This window comes from Sphingobacterium sp. UBA7625, from assembly GCF_002484085.1.
Taxonomy (GTDB): Bacteria; Bacteroidota; Bacteroidia; order Sphingobacteriales; family Sphingobacteriaceae; genus Sphingobacterium; species Sphingobacterium athyrii.
On sequence record NZ_DLJD01000030.1, the window covers coordinates 70,071 to 89,551 of the forward strand.

General features: G+C 41.2%; 13 protein-coding genes and 1 pseudogene. 3 read left to right on the forward strand and 11 right to left on the reverse strand.

Annotation, left to right across the window (positions count from 1 at the left end; genetic code table 11):
- Positions 1-160 precede the first annotated feature (160 nt).
- A complete protein-coding gene (gene hisIE / locus B4G94_RS14040) occupies positions 161-745 on the forward strand; it encodes a bifunctional phosphoribosyl-AMP cyclohydrolase/phosphoribosyl-ATP diphosphatase HisIE (protein WP_286859599.1) in 585 nt (194 codons plus the stop codon).
- A gap of 279 nt (positions 746-1,024) precedes the next feature.
- On the forward strand, positions 1,025-1,924 hold the full coding sequence (locus B4G94_RS14045; protein ID WP_286859600.1) for a WD40 repeat domain-containing protein: 900 nt from the start codon (positions 1,025-1,027) through the stop codon (positions 1,922-1,924).
- A 106-nt stretch (positions 1,925-2,030) separates the two neighbouring features.
- On the opposite strand, the gene B4G94_RS14050 is transcribed toward B4G94_RS14045, so the two are convergent.
- The 5 genes from B4G94_RS14050 to dacB all read right to left on the reverse strand — a co-directional run bounded on the left by B4G94_RS14050 (position 2,031) and on the right by dacB (position 9,453).
- A complete protein-coding gene (locus B4G94_RS14050; protein ID WP_286859601.1) occupies positions 2,031-2,507 on the reverse strand; it encodes a GAF domain-containing protein in 477 nt (158 codons plus the stop codon).
- A 107-nt stretch (positions 2,508-2,614) separates the two neighbouring features.
- Entirely contained in the window at positions 2,615-4,471 is a 1,857-nt protein-coding gene (locus tag B4G94_RS14055) for a beta-N-acetylhexosaminidase (protein ID WP_286859602.1), read from the reverse strand.
- A gap of 566 nt (positions 4,472-5,037) precedes the next feature.
- Positions 5,038-5,619, reverse strand: a complete 582-nt coding sequence (gene ruvA / locus B4G94_RS14060; RefSeq protein ID WP_286859603.1) for a Holliday junction branch migration protein RuvA — start codon at positions 5,617-5,619, stop codon at positions 5,038-5,040.
- Between the two features lie 33 nt (positions 5,620-5,652).
- A complete protein-coding gene (locus B4G94_RS14065) occupies positions 5,653-7,935 on the reverse strand; it encodes an NADP-dependent malic enzyme (protein ID WP_165305572.1) in 2,283 nt (760 codons plus the stop codon).
- Between the two features lie 93 nt (positions 7,936-8,028).
- Positions 8,029-9,453, reverse strand: coding sequence for a D-alanyl-D-alanine carboxypeptidase/D-alanyl-D-alanine endopeptidase (dacB, locus tag B4G94_RS14070; RefSeq protein ID WP_286859604.1), 1,425 nt, complete (start codon positions 9,451-9,453; stop codon positions 8,029-8,031).
- A gap of 176 nt (positions 9,454-9,629) precedes the next feature.
- On the opposite strand from dacB, the gene B4G94_RS14075 reads away from it, so the two are divergent.
- Positions 9,630-11,405 carry an aminopeptidase P family protein gene (locus B4G94_RS14075; protein ID WP_108636045.1) on the forward strand — a complete coding sequence of 592 codons (1,776 nt, stop codon included), beginning with the start codon at positions 9,630-9,632 and terminating at the stop codon, positions 11,403-11,405.
- Between the two features lie 178 nt (positions 11,406-11,583).
- Here the strand turns inward: B4G94_RS14075 and B4G94_RS14080 are convergent, their stop codons facing one another.
- The 6 genes and pseudogenes from B4G94_RS14080 to B4G94_RS14110 all read right to left on the reverse strand — a co-directional run bounded on the left by B4G94_RS14080 (position 11,584) and on the right by B4G94_RS14110 (position 19,473).
- The gene (locus tag B4G94_RS14080) at positions 11,584-11,991 is read right to left on the reverse strand and encodes a response regulator (protein WP_286859605.1); all 408 of its coding nucleotides are present in this window, start codon (positions 11,989-11,991) and stop codon (positions 11,584-11,586) included.
- Positions 11,991-13,865: a PAS domain S-box protein gene (locus B4G94_RS14085; RefSeq protein ID WP_286859606.1), complete on the reverse strand. Its 1,875-nt coding sequence runs from the start codon at positions 13,863-13,865 to the stop codon at positions 11,991-11,993. The genes B4G94_RS14080 and B4G94_RS14085 overlap by 1 nt, the downstream gene beginning before the upstream one ends.
- Before the next feature lie 229 nt (positions 13,866-14,094).
- Positions 14,095-14,784 (reverse strand): alpha-L-fucosidase C-terminal domain-containing protein, encoded by a 690-nt coding sequence (locus B4G94_RS14090; RefSeq protein ID WP_286859657.1) that lies wholly within the window; start codon positions 14,782-14,784, stop codon positions 14,095-14,097.
- Between the two features lie 117 nt (positions 14,785-14,901).
- A pseudogene (locus tag B4G94_RS28105) lies at positions 14,902-15,887 on the reverse strand (alpha-L-fucosidase); the annotation flags it as partial.
- A 218-nt stretch (positions 15,888-16,105) separates the two neighbouring features.
- Positions 16,106-17,959 carry an alkaline phosphatase gene (locus B4G94_RS14105; protein ID WP_286859609.1) on the reverse strand — a complete coding sequence of 618 codons (1,854 nt, stop codon included), beginning with the start codon at positions 17,957-17,959 and terminating at the stop codon, positions 16,106-16,108.
- The gene (locus B4G94_RS14110; RefSeq protein WP_108636116.1) at positions 17,953-19,473 is read right to left on the reverse strand and encodes a RagB/SusD family nutrient uptake outer membrane protein; all 1,521 of its coding nucleotides are present in this window, start codon (positions 19,471-19,473) and stop codon (positions 17,953-17,955) included. The genes B4G94_RS14105 and B4G94_RS14110 overlap by 7 nt, the downstream gene beginning before the upstream one ends.
- Positions 19,474-19,481: the final 8 nt, after the last annotated feature.

Consider the following 19,481-nt stretch of genomic DNA (forward strand, 5'->3'; position numbering starts at 1 on the left):
AGAGTAAGGATAAAGGAGTAATGATACTATTAGGTAAGCTATCAGGGCTTGCAGAATAAGAAAATTGATTAATGAGTAAGGAGTAGGAACACAGCTTCTAAGCCCTAGGCTGACATAAGTTAGATTCAAATACTCATAGCTCAATACTAAATACAATACAATGTTAGATTTTGCAAAAAGTGACGGACTTGTCCCAGTGATTGTTCAAGACGCCCAAACCCTGGAGGTGTTGATGCTGGGTTATATGAATGAAGAGGCTTGGCAAAAGACACAGGCGGAGAAGCGCGTGACTTTTTTCTCCCGTAGCAAAAATCGTCTCTGGACAAAAGGGGAGGAGAGCGGGAACTTTTTAAACGTAAAGAGCATTCATATTGATTGCGATAAAGATACCGTATTGATCAAGGCTGATCCTGTGGGGCCAACTTGTCATACGGGGAGCCGGAGCTGTTTCAATACAGAATTCAATCAGAATTTTATACTGGAGCTCGAACGTATCGTCAATCATCGTTATGAAAATCCTTCTGACGAATCCTATGTTAACCGTTTGCGGTCCAGAGGAATTAATAAGATCGCGCAAAAGGTAGGTGAGGAAGCTGTAGAAACGGTTATTGCCGCATTAACTGAAACTGAAACCGACTTTATCAATGAGACTTCTGACCTATTGTTCCATTTGATCGTATTGTTGCGTGAGAAGGGATTTTCGTTGGAAACAATTGCGAAAAATCTTGAAAGTAGGCATCAATAACGGCGTTTCCCAAGAAAGCCTTGTTACTGAATAATATATGTGCCGAATTCGAATATACACGCAAAGAAATTTGACGGAATTCGGGAATTGGTCAAGGCTTTAAGGTAATATGACAAAATAGTCTTAGAAGTGCAGTATATTTGTGAATATGCTGCACTTCTTTTTTATTGTTTTCCGGCTATTTATTTGGAATTGGTAAACTTAAATTGATGAGCAAGCGAATTTCATTTGTAAGCAGGGCCACTTCGGTAATCATCCGGAGAATTTGAATAGATAACTATGGATATTAAATTAAGAGCAACATTACCGGGGCATCAAAATCCAATTTTTTGCGTGGAGAAGGGATATTATCCGCATACTTTTTTTACAGGTGGCAACGATAAGGGCGTGGTGGAATGGGATATTGAAAAGAATGGTTTTAAGCGTATCCTATGCGCGGTGACCTCCTCCGTGTATGCTTTAAAATTGATTCCGGGAACTGCGATACTGGCAATTGCGCTGCGGGAGGGAAAGTTGCTTTTCGTGGATGTACAGGAACAGAAACTTGTGGCGAGTTTGCAGCTCGGCAATAGAGCCATCTTTGCACTTTCCTATATCCAGCAAAAGAATGAGCTGCTCGCCGTAGGGGAGGAAGGACGGCTTTATGTAATCGACCTCGCAACATACAAGCGTATCTATGACCTTCAGCTATCCCAAACGACAGTACGAAGTATTGCCGTGGATGCCGATGAAACCAAGATTGCTCTGGGTGATAAAGATGGCTGGGTATATTTGTTGGCTAGCGAGGACTTCCATGTCATCGAACGGATGAAGTTGCATAGTCTGCCCACAACCTCTTTGGCTTTTCTTCAAAATAAACTCTTAAGCGGTGGACGCGATGCTCAGCTTATTATTTCCGATGTCAATCAACTAAGCAATAACTTCTCCTTTATACCACACCTGTTCACGGTGTATGGGATCTATCCACACCCTTTTGAACCATTTTTTGCAACAGTAAGCCGCGATAAGTCGTTGAAATTTTGGTCTAATGCTGATTTTGCACTGCTGAAAAATATGAGCCGCGACAAAATGCAGGATGGCCATCATCTATCCGTCAATGCGGGAGTTTGGTCCGACAACGGTCAATATTTTTTTAGTGTCAGCGACGACAAGCTTGTTAAAATTTGGGAATTACAATAATATAAAGACCGTAAGTGCTCCAGTAGAAATCATGTGTATGAATGGATTCGACTTTTGATTATTAGGTTTTTGCTTTATATATTTTTTGCTAATAATGCTTAATACGTTATTTATCCAACAACTGCAAGACTTGGGTAAGGTATTTTTCGTCTATTTCGTCGAAGCTATCCAATTCACTGCTGTCCACATCGAGTACACCGATAATTTTCCCTTGTTTATATACAGGCAATACGATTTCTGAACGTGAAAGTGAGCTGCAGGCAATATGTCCCGGAAATTGTTCTACATCAGGTACGATAAGGACTTCCGCCTGCGCCCAAGCACCGCCGCATACACCTCTTCCTTTTTTTATGCGCGTACAGGCAACAGGGCCTTGGAAGGGGCCAAGAACAAGCTCTTCAGCACCGTCTACGAGATAAAAACCAACCCAAAAAAAATTAAATTGTTCCTTTAACGCTGCCGCAATATTGGCAAGGTTTGCAATCTGATTATTTTCTCCCTGTAGCAATCCACCTATTTGTGGAAGTAAGTTTTGATATTGTTCCGCTTTGCTGCCCTTGGCAATTAATAGATCTTCAGCCATAAAATTCGTATTTATATTCTTGTAGAATACGCTCATTAAATAGAAAAGCGCTAATATTCTGTTCAAAGTTAACAGAATATTAGCGCTTTCGCATGGGCGAAATGATATTATTTCTTTGTATTGATAATGTTTACCCGAATGTAATTGCTCCGTTTTCCGGAAGGCGTCACAACTACGGCTTTGAACACACGTTCTTTACTATTTGGAACCGTCACTTTGACCGGGCCAGTATATTCAAGGTCCAATTCTGAAGGATCATAATTGTCTAGGGTATAATAGATTTTCGCACCTTCGACAGATGGCTTTAAATCCCGGATGGTATATTCTGATGCGTATATAGTCGTGTCAGTGATACCATATACCTCAGGTACACGATAGAATGTGTTTGTCTGATCGAGTTTTGCCAATTGGCGTGCCGCACGTTGTTCGGAAAAATTCTTCCAGTTTTTATTCTCCGGTTGCGTCCAGGCAATTTCCGAAAGAGCCAGTACACGCGGTAAGATGGTGAACTCTACTTTGTTGGAAGAGCCGATATATTCTGTCCAAATATTTGCTTGTACACCCAAAACGTGTTTCTTGTTGTTTTCTGAAATTTTGGTAGGCATAGGGTCGGCAGCATATACTTTATGCAATGTCGAAAGTCCACCGATGCTCAATGGCTCTCTATTTTGATCAGCACCTTGTTTGTGGTCAAAGTAAAGTCCATAACTGTTGGCTGTGATAATGACGTCATGTCCTTGGTTTGCCGCGTCGATGGCTCCTTGGTCTCCTCTCCAGCTCATAACAGTCGCATTTGGTGCTAATCCACCCTCTAAGATCTCATCCCAGCCAATGATACGTTTGCCTTTGCTATTAATGTATTTTTCCATACGTTGAATAAAATAGCTCTGCAATTCATGTTCGTCTTTGAGGTTATTATCCTTGATTCTTTTCTGACAATGTGGACAAGTCTTCCATTTGGTCTTAGGACACTCATCACCACCGATGTGAATGTATTCGCTTGGGAACAATGGAATGACTTCGTCGATAACATCTTCCAATAGCTTGAATGTCTCTTCTTTACCAGCACAAAAGACATCATCAAATACACCCCAGGTCTGGGCAGCTGTGTATGGCCCCGGTTGATCACCACAACCTAGCTCTGGATAAGCCGAAAGTGCCGCCAAAGCGTGGCCCGGCATCTCTATTTCAGGAATGACAGTGACATACTTCGCTTTTGCGTAAGCGACGACCTCTTTAATCTGGTCTTGGGTATAGAAACCACCATAAGGGGTATTGTCGTAGTCACCGTCAGTTTTATAGTTGCCCAATAAAGTCTGGTTACGATAGCCACCGATCTGTGTCAGTTTTGGGTGGGATTTAATTTCAATGCGCCAGCCTTGATCATCTGTCAAGTGCCAATGAAAAGTATTCAGTTTGTAGGATGCCAAAATATCAATGTACTTTTTGACAAATTCTACGGGGAAGAAGTGACGGCCAACATCAAGATGTGATCCACGGTAAGCAAAACGAGGCTCATCCTGAATGGATGCCTGGGGAATTTCGATACCTGCTTTTTTATCGACAGGTAGCAATTGAATCAACGATTGCATACCATAAAATAGGCCGGCTGCTTTTCCACTGACCGTAATTTGGTCAGAAGCAATGTTAAGATCATACGCTTCGGTATTGCCTGATTTTGCACTTTTAGAAGAGAAATAAATGCTGTTTTTACCTGCCGACTTTGCCAGCGTTAAATTGAGGTTGTAGTTGCTTTTTAGAAAATCCTGGAATAAAGCGGCAACTTTTTTGTCCTCTTCACTATCAAAAGCAATTTTTGTATTTGCATTGATTTTGAATGAGCCATTTTTGATCTGGACATGTTGCGGTAGAGGCACAATATTCAATGTGACATCTTTTTTTTCCTGCGCAAATACTGCTGCTCCTATACTTAAAGCAAGCGCAAGTGAAAATAGTTTTTTCATGAGTGCGATTATAACTGAAATAAGAAGCCCTAAAAATAAAGGAATAAATACGATTTAGCAAAAGCTTAATGTAACAAATAGCCTGTTGAAATAGGATAGAATACTCTTCTTTGTATTTTGCAGTGGTTTGATTTAATGTGTTTTTAATTAAAACAATCGTTTGCGTTTCCCGCTGAGGGTATCGATGATTGATCACATTTGGATGCGCATTTATTGTCGAATAAAGTTTATTTCATCCGTAATTTTATCGGAGTTTACAGTATCGGACAGCCTAATTCATTAAAAGGCAAATGGTTCGTTTCAATGATTGAACGAAATGCAGATTAGCACTTGTATAAGATATTTTTTTTATGAGGCTGATAAGGATATAAAACGGACTTTATACGCTTTGATCCGAATAAAGTCCGAATGAGGTCCATATAAGGTTTCTGTGAAGTCCCTATAAATCCTATGGCATTTATAAAGATGCATCCTAGTTATCCTGAAATTGGAGTACAGCAGATGAAACTTTATTTGAGCCAAACCTGTAAGCCTCTTTTTGTTAAGCGAATTGAGCCCGCCGTTTTTTAAAGCCTCTTTAGCGCTAATTTGATCATATCCTCGACAGAGAGGTTCGCCTCTGTTTTTAGAATCGTATTCAATACTTTTTCGGCAGCAGCTTTATTGAAGCCTAACATGACCAGAGCAGATAAAGCTTCATCAGGTACAGACTGCGATTGAATCGTAGTTGAAAGTGTTTCCACACCTTGTTTTTTCAATTTATCCTGAAGTTCCAGGATCAGACGTTGCGCTGTTTTAGGACCGATTCCTTTAATTTTCTGAATTAAAGCAACCTGCCCATTGACAATAGCGGATTGTATTTCATCAGGTGTATTGGACGATAAGATCATCCGGCCCGTATTGGGACCAATACCTGAAACGGAGATCAGATTCTCGAACAGTTTTTTCTCACCTTCTGTGGCGAAACCATACAGTGTATGGGAGTCTTCCCGAACTTGTAGTGAAATAAATAATTTACAATTTTCCTGATCCTTGATTTGGGAAAAGGTATAAAGAGAGATGTGAACATAATAGCCAATCCCACTCACGTCGATAACAACATGAGTGGGGGCTTTATATGCTAATTTTCCATTGAAATATTCGTACATAGTACTACGAATATAGGAAGATTTTAAGCGATTCTATAAATTTTTAAGATGAGCTTGAACATCAACTACAGCAATAGTCACCATGTTGACGATTTCACGTACAGAGCTATCCAATTGGAGTACATGGATCGGTTTGTTCATACCCAAAAGAATAGGACCTACAGCTTCCGCTTCACCGACTTCTTGTAATAGTTTATAGGCAATATTACCTGATTCCAGGTTCGGGAACACAAGTGTGTTTGCTGATTGTCCATTTAGACAGCTGAATGGGAAATTGTCGGTCAACATGTCGCTATTTAAGGCGAAATTAGCTTGCAGGTCGCCATCAGCAATGATGTCAGGGTGCTGCTCATGAATGATCTGTGCTGCTGCTCTCACTTTGGTAGGAGTCTTTCCTTCACTGGAGCCAAAATTGGAGTAAGACAACAAAGCAATACGTGGTTGGATATTCATGCGTTTAACCGCTTTGTCCAAAAGTAAGGTGATATCAGCTAGCTCTTGTGCAGTAGGATCCTCATTCACGGTCGTATCGCCCATGAAAATAGGCCCTTTTTTGGTTAACATCATATACATACCTGCTACACGGCTGCCCGGTTTGGCACCGATGACATGCAATGCCGGACGAATAGTGTTTGCATAATTTTTGGTCATACCAGAAATCAATGTATCTGCCTCGCCAAACTCAACCAGAGAAGCACCGAAGTAGTTGCGGTCAAACATCAGTTTGCGCGCATCGTAACGGGAGATTCCTCTACGTTGTCTTTTGGTATAAAGGTGCTCGATGAATTTTTTTGAACGCTCTGATTCACCGTCAACCTCAGCGACTGGATCAATGATTTCTACACCGTCCAATTCAAAAGCATACTCTTGGATCAAACGTTGGATTTTCTCTTTCTTACCTAATAGGATCGGGATCGCAATACCTTCTTCTTTTACGATTTGAGCGGCACGTAATGTTTTGTAATTATCTGCTTCAGCAAAGACAACACGTTTTGGGTCTCTTTTAGCGGCCATCGTTAGGTTGCGCATGATCGCATCATCTTTACCCAGACGTTTACGCAATGCATCGCGGTATTTATCCCAATCTTCAATTGCCGTTTTCGCTACACCAGATTCGATTGCTGCTTTTGCCACAGCCATAGAAACCTCTGTGATCAAACGTGGATCGGTAGGTTTAGGAATGATATATTCTTCAGAGAATTTTAAATTGTTGGTATTGTATGCTTGGTTGACTTCTTCAGGAACGGGTTGTTTTGCCAGGTCAGCAATAGCACGTACTGCGGCAATTTTCATCTCCTCATTAATTGCTGTCGCGCGTACATCCAAAGCACCACGGAAGATGTAAGGGAAGCCCAATACGTTGTTTACCTGATTTGGATAATCCGAACGCCCAGTACCCATGATAATATCATTACGGGTAGCCATTGCCAAATCGTAGGCAATTTCTGGATTTGGATTGGCCATCGCCAAAACAATCGGATTCGGAGCCATAGTCAACAACATCTCTGCAGACATGACATCAGCTGCAGATAAACCAATAAACACATCGGAGTCTTTGACAGCATCTGCTAGGGTGTGGATATCACGATCCGTAGCATATTGTGCTTTCATGCTGTCCAGATTTTCTCGATCCGTACGAATGACACCTTTACTGTCAAGCATCACAATGTTTTCTTTGCTTGCGCCTACGGAAATATACATTGCTGTACAGGACATCGCAGCAGCACCGGCACCATTGACGACGATTTTTACTTTGGAGATATCTTTTCCGATAATTTCACAGGCATTGATCAGCGCTGCACCGGAAATGATTGCTGTACCATGTTGATCATCGTGCATGACCGGGATATTCATTTCCTCTTTGAGGCGACGCTCAATTTCAAAACATTCAGGAGCCTTGATATCTTCCAGGTTGATACCTCCGAAAGTTGGTTCCAATGCTTTTACGATTTTGACGAACTCGTCAACATTTTTGGTGTCCACTTCGATGTCAAATACATCGATGTCAGCAAAAATTTTGAACAATAAACCTTTTCCTTCCATGACGGGTTTACCTGCTTGAGCGCCGATATCACCTAGGCCCAATACAGCTGTACCGTTACTGATAACAGCAACAAGGTTCCCTTTTGCGGTATATTTATAAGCATCTTCTTTATTCTCGGCAATAGCCAAACATGGCTCCGCTACGCCAGGAGAATATGCTAACGATAAGTCTCTTTGCGAATTTGTTGGTTTTGTCGGAACAACAGCTATTTTTCCAGGTCTACCCATTGAGTGGTAATTTAACGCTGCCTGTTTACGATTAGTGTTACTCATTACGATTTTATTAATTTAAGGCTACAAATCTATCATTCTTTTTGACAATTGGAAATATTTGCCAATATCTTATTATAAATAGACAATAATATGTTATTTCAAAACGTCCAGCAATTTAAACATTTGCCTGCGCATATTTGCCCCTGATCCCGAATAATTATTGACCAATAATGTATAGGTAAAAGACTGTCCATTTTTAGCGGTGTGTACGCCGGTATAGCCTAAGGCACCAGCAATTGTTCCGCTTTTCATCTTCATCTCATTGTAGGACGGCAAACTTTCGTAGAATACGGGATACCAGTTTTGCTTTTGCGCATACTGCATAATTTTGTTCATGGCCAGGGTCGTAACTCTATTCTGTGGCGAAAGCCCTGAGCCGTCCACACTATTGATCTCGCCCGGTTTGATCCCTAACTTCGCGTTCCAGTATTTCTGTATATAATTGGCACCATCATCCGTTCCCGTTTTTCCAGCGGTTGTATAGGCGATAGCCTTTAGTAAGGCTTCCCCATAGAGATTGATACTTTTTTGATTAAACCAATAGACAATTTTGTCCATGGTAGGCGATAGGTGTACATCCAATGGTTGCTTTTGGGAAAGGTCTATCGAATCCATTTTGACACCTGTTGCAGGCGGTTGGATTGCGAGGATGCCCTGTTTGTTGAGTCCTTCATTCAGTTGAAAAGCCAAATCATATGCAGGGTCCGGGGAAGCGAGTTCGATGGTCTTCTTTAAATCCTGCCCATAGGTGCCACGAACGAATATTTTGGTGGAATAGGGGGATGCATAGGCATAGACATTGTCACCGCTTCCAGCTTTGCCTGTTGTGGTTTCGTTGATAATCTGCAGATAGGGAACCTGAACCGTGTAATTGACGATTTCAGCTTTTGCCCCAACTTTGGCCGCCGGACTAAAATCAATTCCGAAAGCATTTTCATGCCAGTTGAGTGATGAAATGCCTGCGCCATAATAATTACCCATATCCGTCCATATCCATCCGCCCGGTAGCTGATTGCCATTATATAAGCGGTCGTCGGCAATAACAGCTCCATTGATACTTCGTATTCCAGCATTTTGAATGGCCGTAATCCATTTGTTTAGCACAATAGCTGCTTTGGTCTCCGGATAACGGTCGCTCCCCAGTGTAGGGTCACCGGTGCCCGAAACAATGATATTTCCATTGAGGACCCCGTTTTCATCGATTGAACCTGTATAATATAAGGTCGTTTTAAACTGATAGTTCTTGCCCAGAAAATCCAATGCTGTAGCAGCTGTAATGACTTTCATCGTTGAAGCTGTAGCCAGCCCGATATTTTCGTTGGCAGCAAAAATGGTTTGACCTGTCTTTCCGTCAAATACTGTCAAAGAACTTATTGCGTTCTTCAGGCTTTCTTGGTTTTGAAATTGATTGAATGCTTCTTGGATCTTGGTTCTGATATCCTGAGCAAACAGGGAGCTTGTCACCGCGGTAAATGCATAGGTCGATAGTGTAATGGAATATATGGCGATTTTTTTCATCAACAAGTAATTTCTTTGAACATGAACTGTACGATTCTTTGATATTGTACCGTTGGTCCAATGTATGTATAATTTTAATTAGCGTATATACGCATTTAATCCGTTTGTTTTATTTGCCTTAAAGTTAGGCATTCGACCCTAAAAAATCCTAACTTGCATAAAATTGTATAGACGACATGAAGCATATCGAAAAATTAGCTGCTATTCGTGAGGCTATGAAGATTCAAGGAATCGATGGATATATTATCCCGTCATCAGATCCTCATATCAGTGAATATTTACCAGAACGTTACAAATGTATTGCCTGGGCCTCAGGTTTTACAGGGTCTGCAGGCACTTTGGCTATCACGCAAGATTTTGCTGGCCTTTGGACAGATTCCCGTTATTTTGTCCAAGCTGTGGAGCAATTGGAAGGAACAGGTTTTGAATTAGTTAAACTGAAAGTCCAGGCAGCGGCGGAATATGCGGATTGGTTAGGAGAGAAATTGAATGCAGGAGCAAAAGTTGCTTTTGATGGCAATCTGGCGTCACTTTTGGTGGCTCAGTCTGTCAAAAATGCATTGGAGCCTCTAGATATTCAGGTGGATGGTCATATCGATTTGTTATCTGATTTATGGGAGGGCAGACCGGACTTACCAAGGGAGCAGGCTTACCTGTTGCCAGAAAGTACTACAGGGCAATCTACTGTTGCGAAGATTGAGGCTGTTCGGGCTGAAATGAAGAAAAATCGTGCCGATGCACATTTAATATCTTCTCTGGATGATCTCGCCTGGTTACTTAATATCCGTGGCCAGGATGTACCCTGCAATCCTGTTGTTTTAGGGTTCGTATTGATTACAGCGGATACAGCAACACTCTACATTGAGCCGTCGAAGTTGAGCACCGAAACAATTGCTGAACTAAAAGGCTATGGTGTGGAAATAGCTGCATACGAAAGCATCTATCAAACGATTGAAACATTATCGGCAAAGGCCATCTTAATTGACCCGAAACGTACTTGCTTTGCTGTATTTGACAGCGTGCCTGATAGCATTAAAATCGTAGAAAAAATAAATCCTTCTACGACCTTAAAAGCAATTAAGAATAAAGTTGAAATTGAAAATAACAGGCATACTTTTGTAAAAGACGGTGTTGCACTTACGAAGTTTTTTAAATGGTTGGAAGAAAATGTCGGCAGTGAAGAGCTTTCGGAGTTGTCGATCGCTGATAAGCTGCGTGGATTCCGTGAGGACCAAGACGGATTTGTTGATGTTTCTTTCACCACAATTGCAGGATATCTAGATCATGGTGCATTGCCACATTATTCAGCGAATGAGAAATCCAATTATACATTACGCCCAAAGGGCTTGTTGTTGGTGGACTCTGGCGGTCAATACAAAACAGGAACGACAGATATTACACGGGTTGTTTCACTGGGAGGTCTTACACAGGAGGAAAAAGAAGATTATACATTGGTGCTGAAAGGTACGATAGAGGGGTCGCAGGCAATTTTTCCTGCAGGCACTCGTGGATATCAAATCGATGCTATTACCCGCCGCCCATTGTGGGAGACCTTGCGCAATTATGGTCATGGCACAGGGCATGGTGTTGGATTTTTCCTGAACGTGCATGAAGGGCCGCAGACATTTAATGCTGCCGCAATAGATGTTGCTGTTGAACCGGGTATGATTACCTCCATTGAACCTGGTCTATATCGTGTTGGCAAACATGGTATTCGTATCGAGAATTTGGTGTTGACTCGAAAAGCGGGTTCGTCGGAATTCGGTGATTTCTTGGATTTTGAGACATTGACAATATGTTATATTGCGACAGACTTGATTGAGAAATCCCTGTTGGAAAAAAGGCATCTTTCTTGGCTGAATAATTACAATCAATGGGTATTTGATCAGTTATCAACACATCTTTCAAGTGAAGAAAAGAACTGGCTTGCAGAGAAATGTAAGGCAATCTAACAATGCAGACAAAAAAAGGAAATAAGCATCCGTATTTTAACTGATGTCTATTTCCTTTTTTGCCTCTAAAGAACAGGCTAATTGTTGTCGGTCTTCCCACTATTCCTTTTCATCAATGATAGGTATGGCATTCTGTTGAATGCTTTTATCCAACATTCTGGAGATGAAGCGATCATCTTTAATGGGGCGCTCTCAGAATTTCATATAATAATTCTTTGCCAAAAGGTTTCAAAATAAAACCACTTATAAAAGGATAATTTGCCAATTGTTCCTGGTCGCTCTGGCTGGTGGAAGAGCTTATGATAAAGATCTTGGTCTGATTGATAAAATCGGTTTTATCCTCTAAAACGTCCATCAGTTCCCAGCCTGTCATAAAGGGCATGCTGATATCAACAAACAATACGGCTGGTCTGGATGATGCACTGATGTCATTCGATTCCATAAAATCCAGTGCGTCCAATGCATTTTTGAAAGGATAAAATTCAATTGGATAATCCGAAAATCCCTGTAGCATGTAGCCAAAAATAGTGTGTAAGATCGCATTGTCGTCTATGAGGATGATTTTTCTATTGTTTTCCTGATTCATTATTTTCTTTCTAAAAATTTGACGGAAAAGATACTTCCTTCGTTCGGTTTACTTTGGACATCTATTTTACCGCCCAATGATTCTACCTGATACCGGGTAAGAAATAAACCAATGCCTTTGCTCTCAAACCCGCGATGGAAAATCTTTTTAAACATGAAGAGCTGAGATTTATATTTAGGTAGATTGATGCCTAATCCATTATCCTTGACGGTCAATAATGTTCCATTTTTCTCTAGGGAAGTCCTAATTTCAATACATGGCGCTTTATCGCTCGCTGTAAACCGAAGTGAGTTGCTGATGAGATTGCCAAGGATACTTTCCAGATAAATTTTTGGATAGTGGATATTGGTCACATTGAATTCGACAGAAATTACAGCATTCTTTTGCTGTATTTCTCCAATATACTGCTGTTTTACCTTATAAAATACTTGGAGAAAATCACAGTCTTCAAATACGAGCGATTTATTCGACCTCAATTCGAGTATCTCACCCAAGTCGTGTAACGTTTCGGTAAGTTGCTCCGTGCTGATCTTCAAAAGCTCCAGAAAATCAGCCTTTACCTTTTCATCTGTTGAGACTTTAAGCTCATCGATGAGCATCGGCATATTACTCAACGGTCCTTTTAAGTTATGTGCAAGGATATTCGTAAATTCTTCCAGTTGTCTGACTTTGGTTTCGAGGTCCATTTTAACCAGATCAGATTCTATTTTTTGCCGCTTTAATATTTCGACATTTTTCTTTGATTCAGAAATATCCTGAACCTGAACGATCAAAAATAGGGGGGCATTGGCATTATCAAAGACTGCTGCAATTGTCACTGAACACCACACATAATGACCGAGTTTGTGTCGGTAACGTTTTTGTATGGTAAACGTTTCAATTTCACCACGAATAAGTTGTCTCCTGAGCCCGATATCACGTTCGACGTCATCTGGATGGGCGTTGTGTGAGAATTTCATTGTCGACAACTCTTCCTGTGTGTACCCCAGGATCTTGGTTAATGTATGGTTGGATTCAATACAATAACCATCTAGATTTGTCAAGGCAATGCCTAAACCAGAGAAATGGAAGGCCTGATTGAATTTATGTTCGTTAAATCGGATTTTTTCGGTTGATTCAATTTGCTTTGTAATATCGGAGACAACCAATGCGATCCGGTTTTGTGATCGATGAATAGGTTTGATCTGTAGACTATACCATTTGTCTTTATGCTGTTCGGAAGGAGACTGAAACTCCATTTTAAATTCCCTGTTTAACTGTAGAGATTTCTGGATCAGTTGAATCGTTGGTATAGCCAGATCTGCCGGGAAAAGTTCGGTCAGGCTTTTGTTTAAAAATTCCTCCGGTGGGTAGAATAGTAAACCGGGGTCATTGGTCCAATAGTTTTTAAACACTCCGGTATCGGTTACTTCAAAGACCAGATCGTTGAGGGAGGCAACCAGCAGTTGCAACTGCTGTTGTTTATCTTTCAGGGCATGGTTCTGATTGATAACTTTTGAAATATCGATGAAAGATACCAGAAGGCCGGACTTACTTTCTTCGGAGAACCGGCTGATATGGAAAACAAACCATTTAAACGTACCCCCTGTTGCGATTCCTAAGATTATATCTTGGTCGTAAGGATTGTTTTTAAGCGCGATTTGAAAGGGAGTCTGTTCTGCTGTAAGAGGCGATGCGTCCTCAGATGAATAGAATGTAGTCAACTGATGTAATTTTTTGCCTTTCGCTTCAATATTGTCTAACGCTAAAAGCTCACATGCGCGTTCATTGAGATGTAGAATGGTGCCGTCTTCCAAAGTTGTAATCAATCCCTCCAATCCCGAACGTTGTGTTTGAGCGGAAGGTGTAGATAAAGAGTTCTGTTCCAGATGCATTAACCAACAATATTTAGGATCATTTTACTCATGTATAAAGATAGGAGATTTATCTGTTCTTTATTTACAAAATTGGTAACATTTGCTGCGAAATAATAAAAAAATATTAAAGTAGGCAACTTATATACAAAAAGGCATTATGCATATAGTTACTTTAATATAACAAAAACCTTTGGGAAATAGCCAAAGGTTTTTGCTGATTTTTTAACACCGTTTTCTGCGAAGGAATTTAATTTTTTGTTTTTTCCAGCCACAACCAGTTAAACCAGAGCGGGAGCTGCTGTTGGGATTTGTAGGTCAAAATATATTTACCCGGTTTATCAAATTTTAATGTTCCGATACGTTTTTCTACAAATTCCTCGGTGTAGTTATTTTCATTTGGCTCGACAACCATTTTTTTGTTCGGCCCAAAACTTCCTTTTAGTTGTTGACTGGCAACGCTAATTTCGAACGGAATAGGCTCTTTGTTCGGATTGTGGGCTGAAAAGTCGATTGTATAGCTCCCTGCTTCGGGGATAGTTACTTCCCAGTCGATCTTTGTGTTTCCTGTGAGTATGGCATAGGTTGGATTTTTACCGTTATAGCGCACGATTTTTAGGTCATTGTTCAGGCTATTGGTTGATTTTAATGAAAAGCCGCCGAAGGTGGATTCAGGGACTGTATTTTTGTCCAGTTCTAAAGGTCCGTCAAAGGTCAGTTTTACCTCTGAAACATAATGATCCGGTTGGTCCGCCGGTAGGTCAACATGGATTAGACTCAGGCTCTGATCATAATTTAAAGGTGTTGAAGTATTACCTTTCATTAGCGATACATTGGATGGTTTGGATTGAATTCCTGTAATGCGTAGCTTATGATCCAGCGGCCAGTTAAATACATGCGCATAGACAACGGTTTTATGCTGTTCGGTTTTGGTGGTCAAGTAACCCCAGTCAAAATGGTTGTTTTTTAAAGAAAGACCAGTGCTGCCATAGATCCCTTGGCCATAGGTATTTAACCAGGAGCCTACATCATGTAGACGGCTTACGCTTTCATAAGGAACAGTTCCGTCGGCGCGAGGGCCAATATTCAGGGTAAACCCGCCGTTGAGACTGATGTTTGAGATCAGTGACTGAAAAATCTGGCTGGTTGATTTCCATTCATTTTCCTGACCATTATAACCCCAGGAGTGGGCGATGGTACCGGGTGTTTCCCAAGGATGTGCAATAAAGTTGCTCCCGAACTGGTTGTCACCCAAAGTTTCGAAATCTACATTTTCGGCATCTGTAGGAAGGCCGAGACGTGAGTTGATCAAGCAATTTGGCTGTAGTTCACGGATCAGCCTGACTACTTGGAGCAGTTGTTCTTTGTTAATGATGGATTTTTGATAGGGGATCCACATATCAAACCAGATTAATGAAATATCGCCGTAGTTACTCATGAGTTCACGGAGCTGGGGGATTACTTTTTCTTGCCAGTATTGGTTGTACTGTGGATCCGAAACATGCCCGGAGAGTTCCTGTTGATGGTTCCAGCCATAAGGATGTTCCCAATCGATCCAATGTGAGTAGTAGAAGCCGAGCTTCATCCCATGTTTTTTACATGCTGCTGCGATTTCTTTAATCACATCGCGGTTAGCACCGCTGAGTTTAGGTAAACTGTAAGTGCCTACTTTGGTATCCCAAGTGCTACACCATCATGATGTTTGGTGGTGATGATGATGTATCTCATTCCGGCCTCTTTAGCGAGGAGCACCCATTGTTCAGGATCTATTTTGCTCCAGTCAAAGCGTTTGGCCAAGTTTCCATATTCTTCCTTTGATACCCGGTTGCGGTAGCGTAGCCATTCCGCATAGTTGTTCATATAACGGAGGGGTTCACCTTTCCATATTCCTTCCGCTGCGCTGTATAGCCCCCAGTGAATAAACATGCCAAAACGGGCATCTTTAAACCAGTCTGCCTTTCGGTCGTCCTGAGCAAGAAGTCTGATTGATGCGCTGAGAATTAGTAAAGATAAGAGCGCGATTCTTCTGAGTTGTGGTATCATACAGGTTATTGTCTTTTTTGATAACAAGATAAGTAAAAAAATAGATATGCTAAATCGAGTTTTAAAGGAAAGAGGAATAAATAATCAGTGTTTTGATATCTTTTTAAACATAAAATCCCCTGATTTTTACAATCAGAGGATTTTATGTTTAGTAATGAAATCGTCTTGGATATTTCGGGTATTGTGATCGGATTTTTCGATCAGTAAATTGATATTTTTTAGTTCAGCTTATAAGCCATCAGAATCTTTTTGAATATTTCCGTGTTGTTGTATACACCTATAAAATTCTGGGCACCGGGACCATAAGCAAAGACTGGAACCATAATGTTGGTATGATCGTCACTGCTAAAATTTCCTCTGACTGTACCCTTTCTATAATTGGCGTCTAATAAGGATAAACCGCCAGTTTCGTGGTCTGCGGTCACAATGACTAAGGTTTCACCATCTTGGTCCGCAAACTTTAATGCTTCGCCCACAAGTCTGTCAAAATCATGTTGTTCTGTGACAACATAAGATAGGTCATTTGCATGGCCGCCGTAATCGATTTGTGCACCCTCAGCCATAATAAAGAAACCCTGCTTATCTTTAGATAGCAGCTGTATGGTTTTTTGAAGTGAGGTTTTTAACATGTCTCCTCGTCCGTCTAGTACTTTCCTGGTTGCCGAGTCTGCCAAGAGTACCAGTTGTTTGCCCGAAGTGGCTTTTTCGAATTCACTCAATGTGTTCTTTAGCTGGTAGCCTTTTTCATTCAATTGCTGGATCAGTTTTCCGTTCTTATTATTTAGAAAACTTTCCCGGCGGGAGCCTACTAAGATATCGACATGGCTGTTTAGGAAGTCTGCAGCAATTTCTTGAGACATTGTCCTGTCGATTTGATGTGCATAAAATGCTGCTGGTGTCGCATCGGTAATGTCTCCAGAGCTAATGATGCCGCTTTTGATTCCATAGGTGGCCAAGGTATCGGGAATTGAGGCAATTAATTTACCATGCTCGTCCACAGCAATATAGCGGTTGTTGGTTTTATGCCCAGTTGCTAAAGCCGTTCCGCCGGCTGCGGAGTCTGTAAAATCAGAGTTTGATGCTTCGGTGCGGGAAAAACCAATATGCCGCATGTTAATGATATTGGATTGACCGAAATTGGCGCTTAGCCCAGCTTGGATTTGTGCTAATCCCATTCCATCTCCAATCAGCAAAATAACATTTTTTATGTTGGTTGTGGCACCATCACTTTTGTAGGTTGGTTTGTAAGGAGTATATGCTTGTGGATTACTGTATTCGACTTTGGCATTATTTAGGTAAAAATTTTTTAATGCCGTTGGATGATCCGTATTGATCCAATCTACACCCATGTGTGCCAATTCTTTCCAGCTGTTTGGGCTATCTTTTGTAGCCCAAAAACGAAAAGGTTTCCCCATTTTATGTGCCTTGTCAATGACAGTTTTCATTTTTTCGAGATCAGGCGGAGTAGGTGTTCCCTTTCCGTTCCACACCGAATAGTGAGCAATATTCTGACTAATCATTCCGATGTGCTTTAGCTGCTCTGGCGTATAATCTTCCTCGGGTCTTCCGTCAAAGTAGATAAATTGTGGATAACGATTGAATTTTTCGACCGGTGGAATATTACCACTGACCACGATTTTAATTGCCGATGGATTTTTCTGCTGATCAAATACAGCTTCATACCCTTTCAGATTTTCCAACAGTGTAGAAAGCACCAGTTCGTAATTTTCCTTAATATCGATCACCAATTGCAATGTTTGATTAGGATCGGCGTAAGGGCGGTTACCATTTTCTTTGAAAAAGGCAATCAAGGGCTCTATATAAAGTCTCTTTAAGGTTTTCCCAGGTTTGATTTCACCACTCTCGTGTGCGACGTAGAGTTCTCCATTGCGATAGAAGACATCAGCTTCGATAGATCCCATGCCGGCGTAGTAGGCCTCCAACAATGGGATTTGTTGTTTGTAATCGTTATGGCTATGTCCTGCATTAGCAGTCAGTTTCTGCTGAGCAGAAACTGACTGAATACTTAGACTGACAAATAAATACCAAATTAACTTACTGCCTTTTACCATCCTGCATTTTGTTTGATTACACCTATGCTGTTGTCAATCTCACGTTGCGGTACCGCCCACACATCATGCACCTGTGGATTGAAGGTTCTGGCTGGCCAGATAATCGTGCCATCGAAATCATGTAAGGGTTTGGCATAAGTGGCTTGCGCGTCCCCCCATCTGACGAGATCGCGGTGACGGTCTGCCCATTCACCCGCAAGTTCATTTCTGCGTTCGCGCTTTAAATCTACCAATGTCATTCCACTTTTTGGTAATAAACCGGCCCTTTTTCTGATTTTATTCAATTCGGTATCACCGGCACCGGATCCATTTAAATTTATGGCTGCTTCGGCTTTAATCAGAAGTACTTCTGCATAACGCATCAATGGAACATTTAAATCTGTTGTCCCATTATCTCCATTTGGGTTGACATGTGTCGGAATGGGATCTTTGTATGAAAAGGGTTCCATGTACTTCTTGAATTGATAGTTGGATGTCGCACCGCCATCTTTTGTAAAGGTACGCTCGGCTCCGAAGAACTGGAATTTGTCGCCGGGTTTTAAGATCGTTGCTTCACGACGCAAGTCACCCGTTTCGAATGAATCGTATAATTCTTTGGTCGGTAGATAGTATCCCCATCCATTGTAGATTCCCCAAGCTTTATTGGTCAACATAACCCCCGGAAGTTTACTTCCCCAACCCGTACCACCACCATTTGGTGTACAAACCACTGACCAGATGTATTCTTTGGACCAGTTGTTAGCTGCTTTAAACACATCGACAAAGGCTGGTACCAAATCATGTTTGCCTGAATTAATTACCATATCCGCATATTTTACGGCATTTGTATAGTCCTTTTTGTATAAATAGACTTTTGACAGATAAGACCAAGCAGCAGTTTTGTGTCCTTTGCCATAATCAGACGAGTTCATGTCTGAAAAATAAGGTAGATTTTCAGCTGCTTTTAAAAATAAAGAGATGATGTAGTCGTAATTTTCATTAACATTGTTGGCCCGTGGAACTGGTACAGTAGCATCTGTTTCTGGTGTGACAATTGGTACACCAGCCTTGTCGTTTCCATAGTTTGCTGCCAGTTGGAAATAAACTAAGCCTGCATTGAAATAAGCATCACCGATAATTTGCTTTTTCCGATTTTCATCCATTGTGATTCGCGGAACATTGGTAATAATATCGTTTGCTCGCTTTATAATTGCATAACGCATGCTCCATTGCGTTTCTGTATAACCACCCCCAATGTAGCTTCGATTAAAATTTTTAATGTTGTCTGCTTCAGGTTTATTGCGTCCTGTGACCATATCGTCACTTGCATTGATAAACCAGAACATTCCTCGGCCATAGTAATCTTCTTCGTTGTATTTTTCGTACATACCGGCCTCTGCCTTGATGGCATCTTGCTCTGTTTTCCAAAAATTCTGTGAAGAGGGTGCACCTTCAGGTGAAATATCCAATTGTTTCGTACACGATGCAAAGAGCGCTGTAGCTGCTAATGCGACGTATTTTATATTCGTTTTCATCGTTTGCT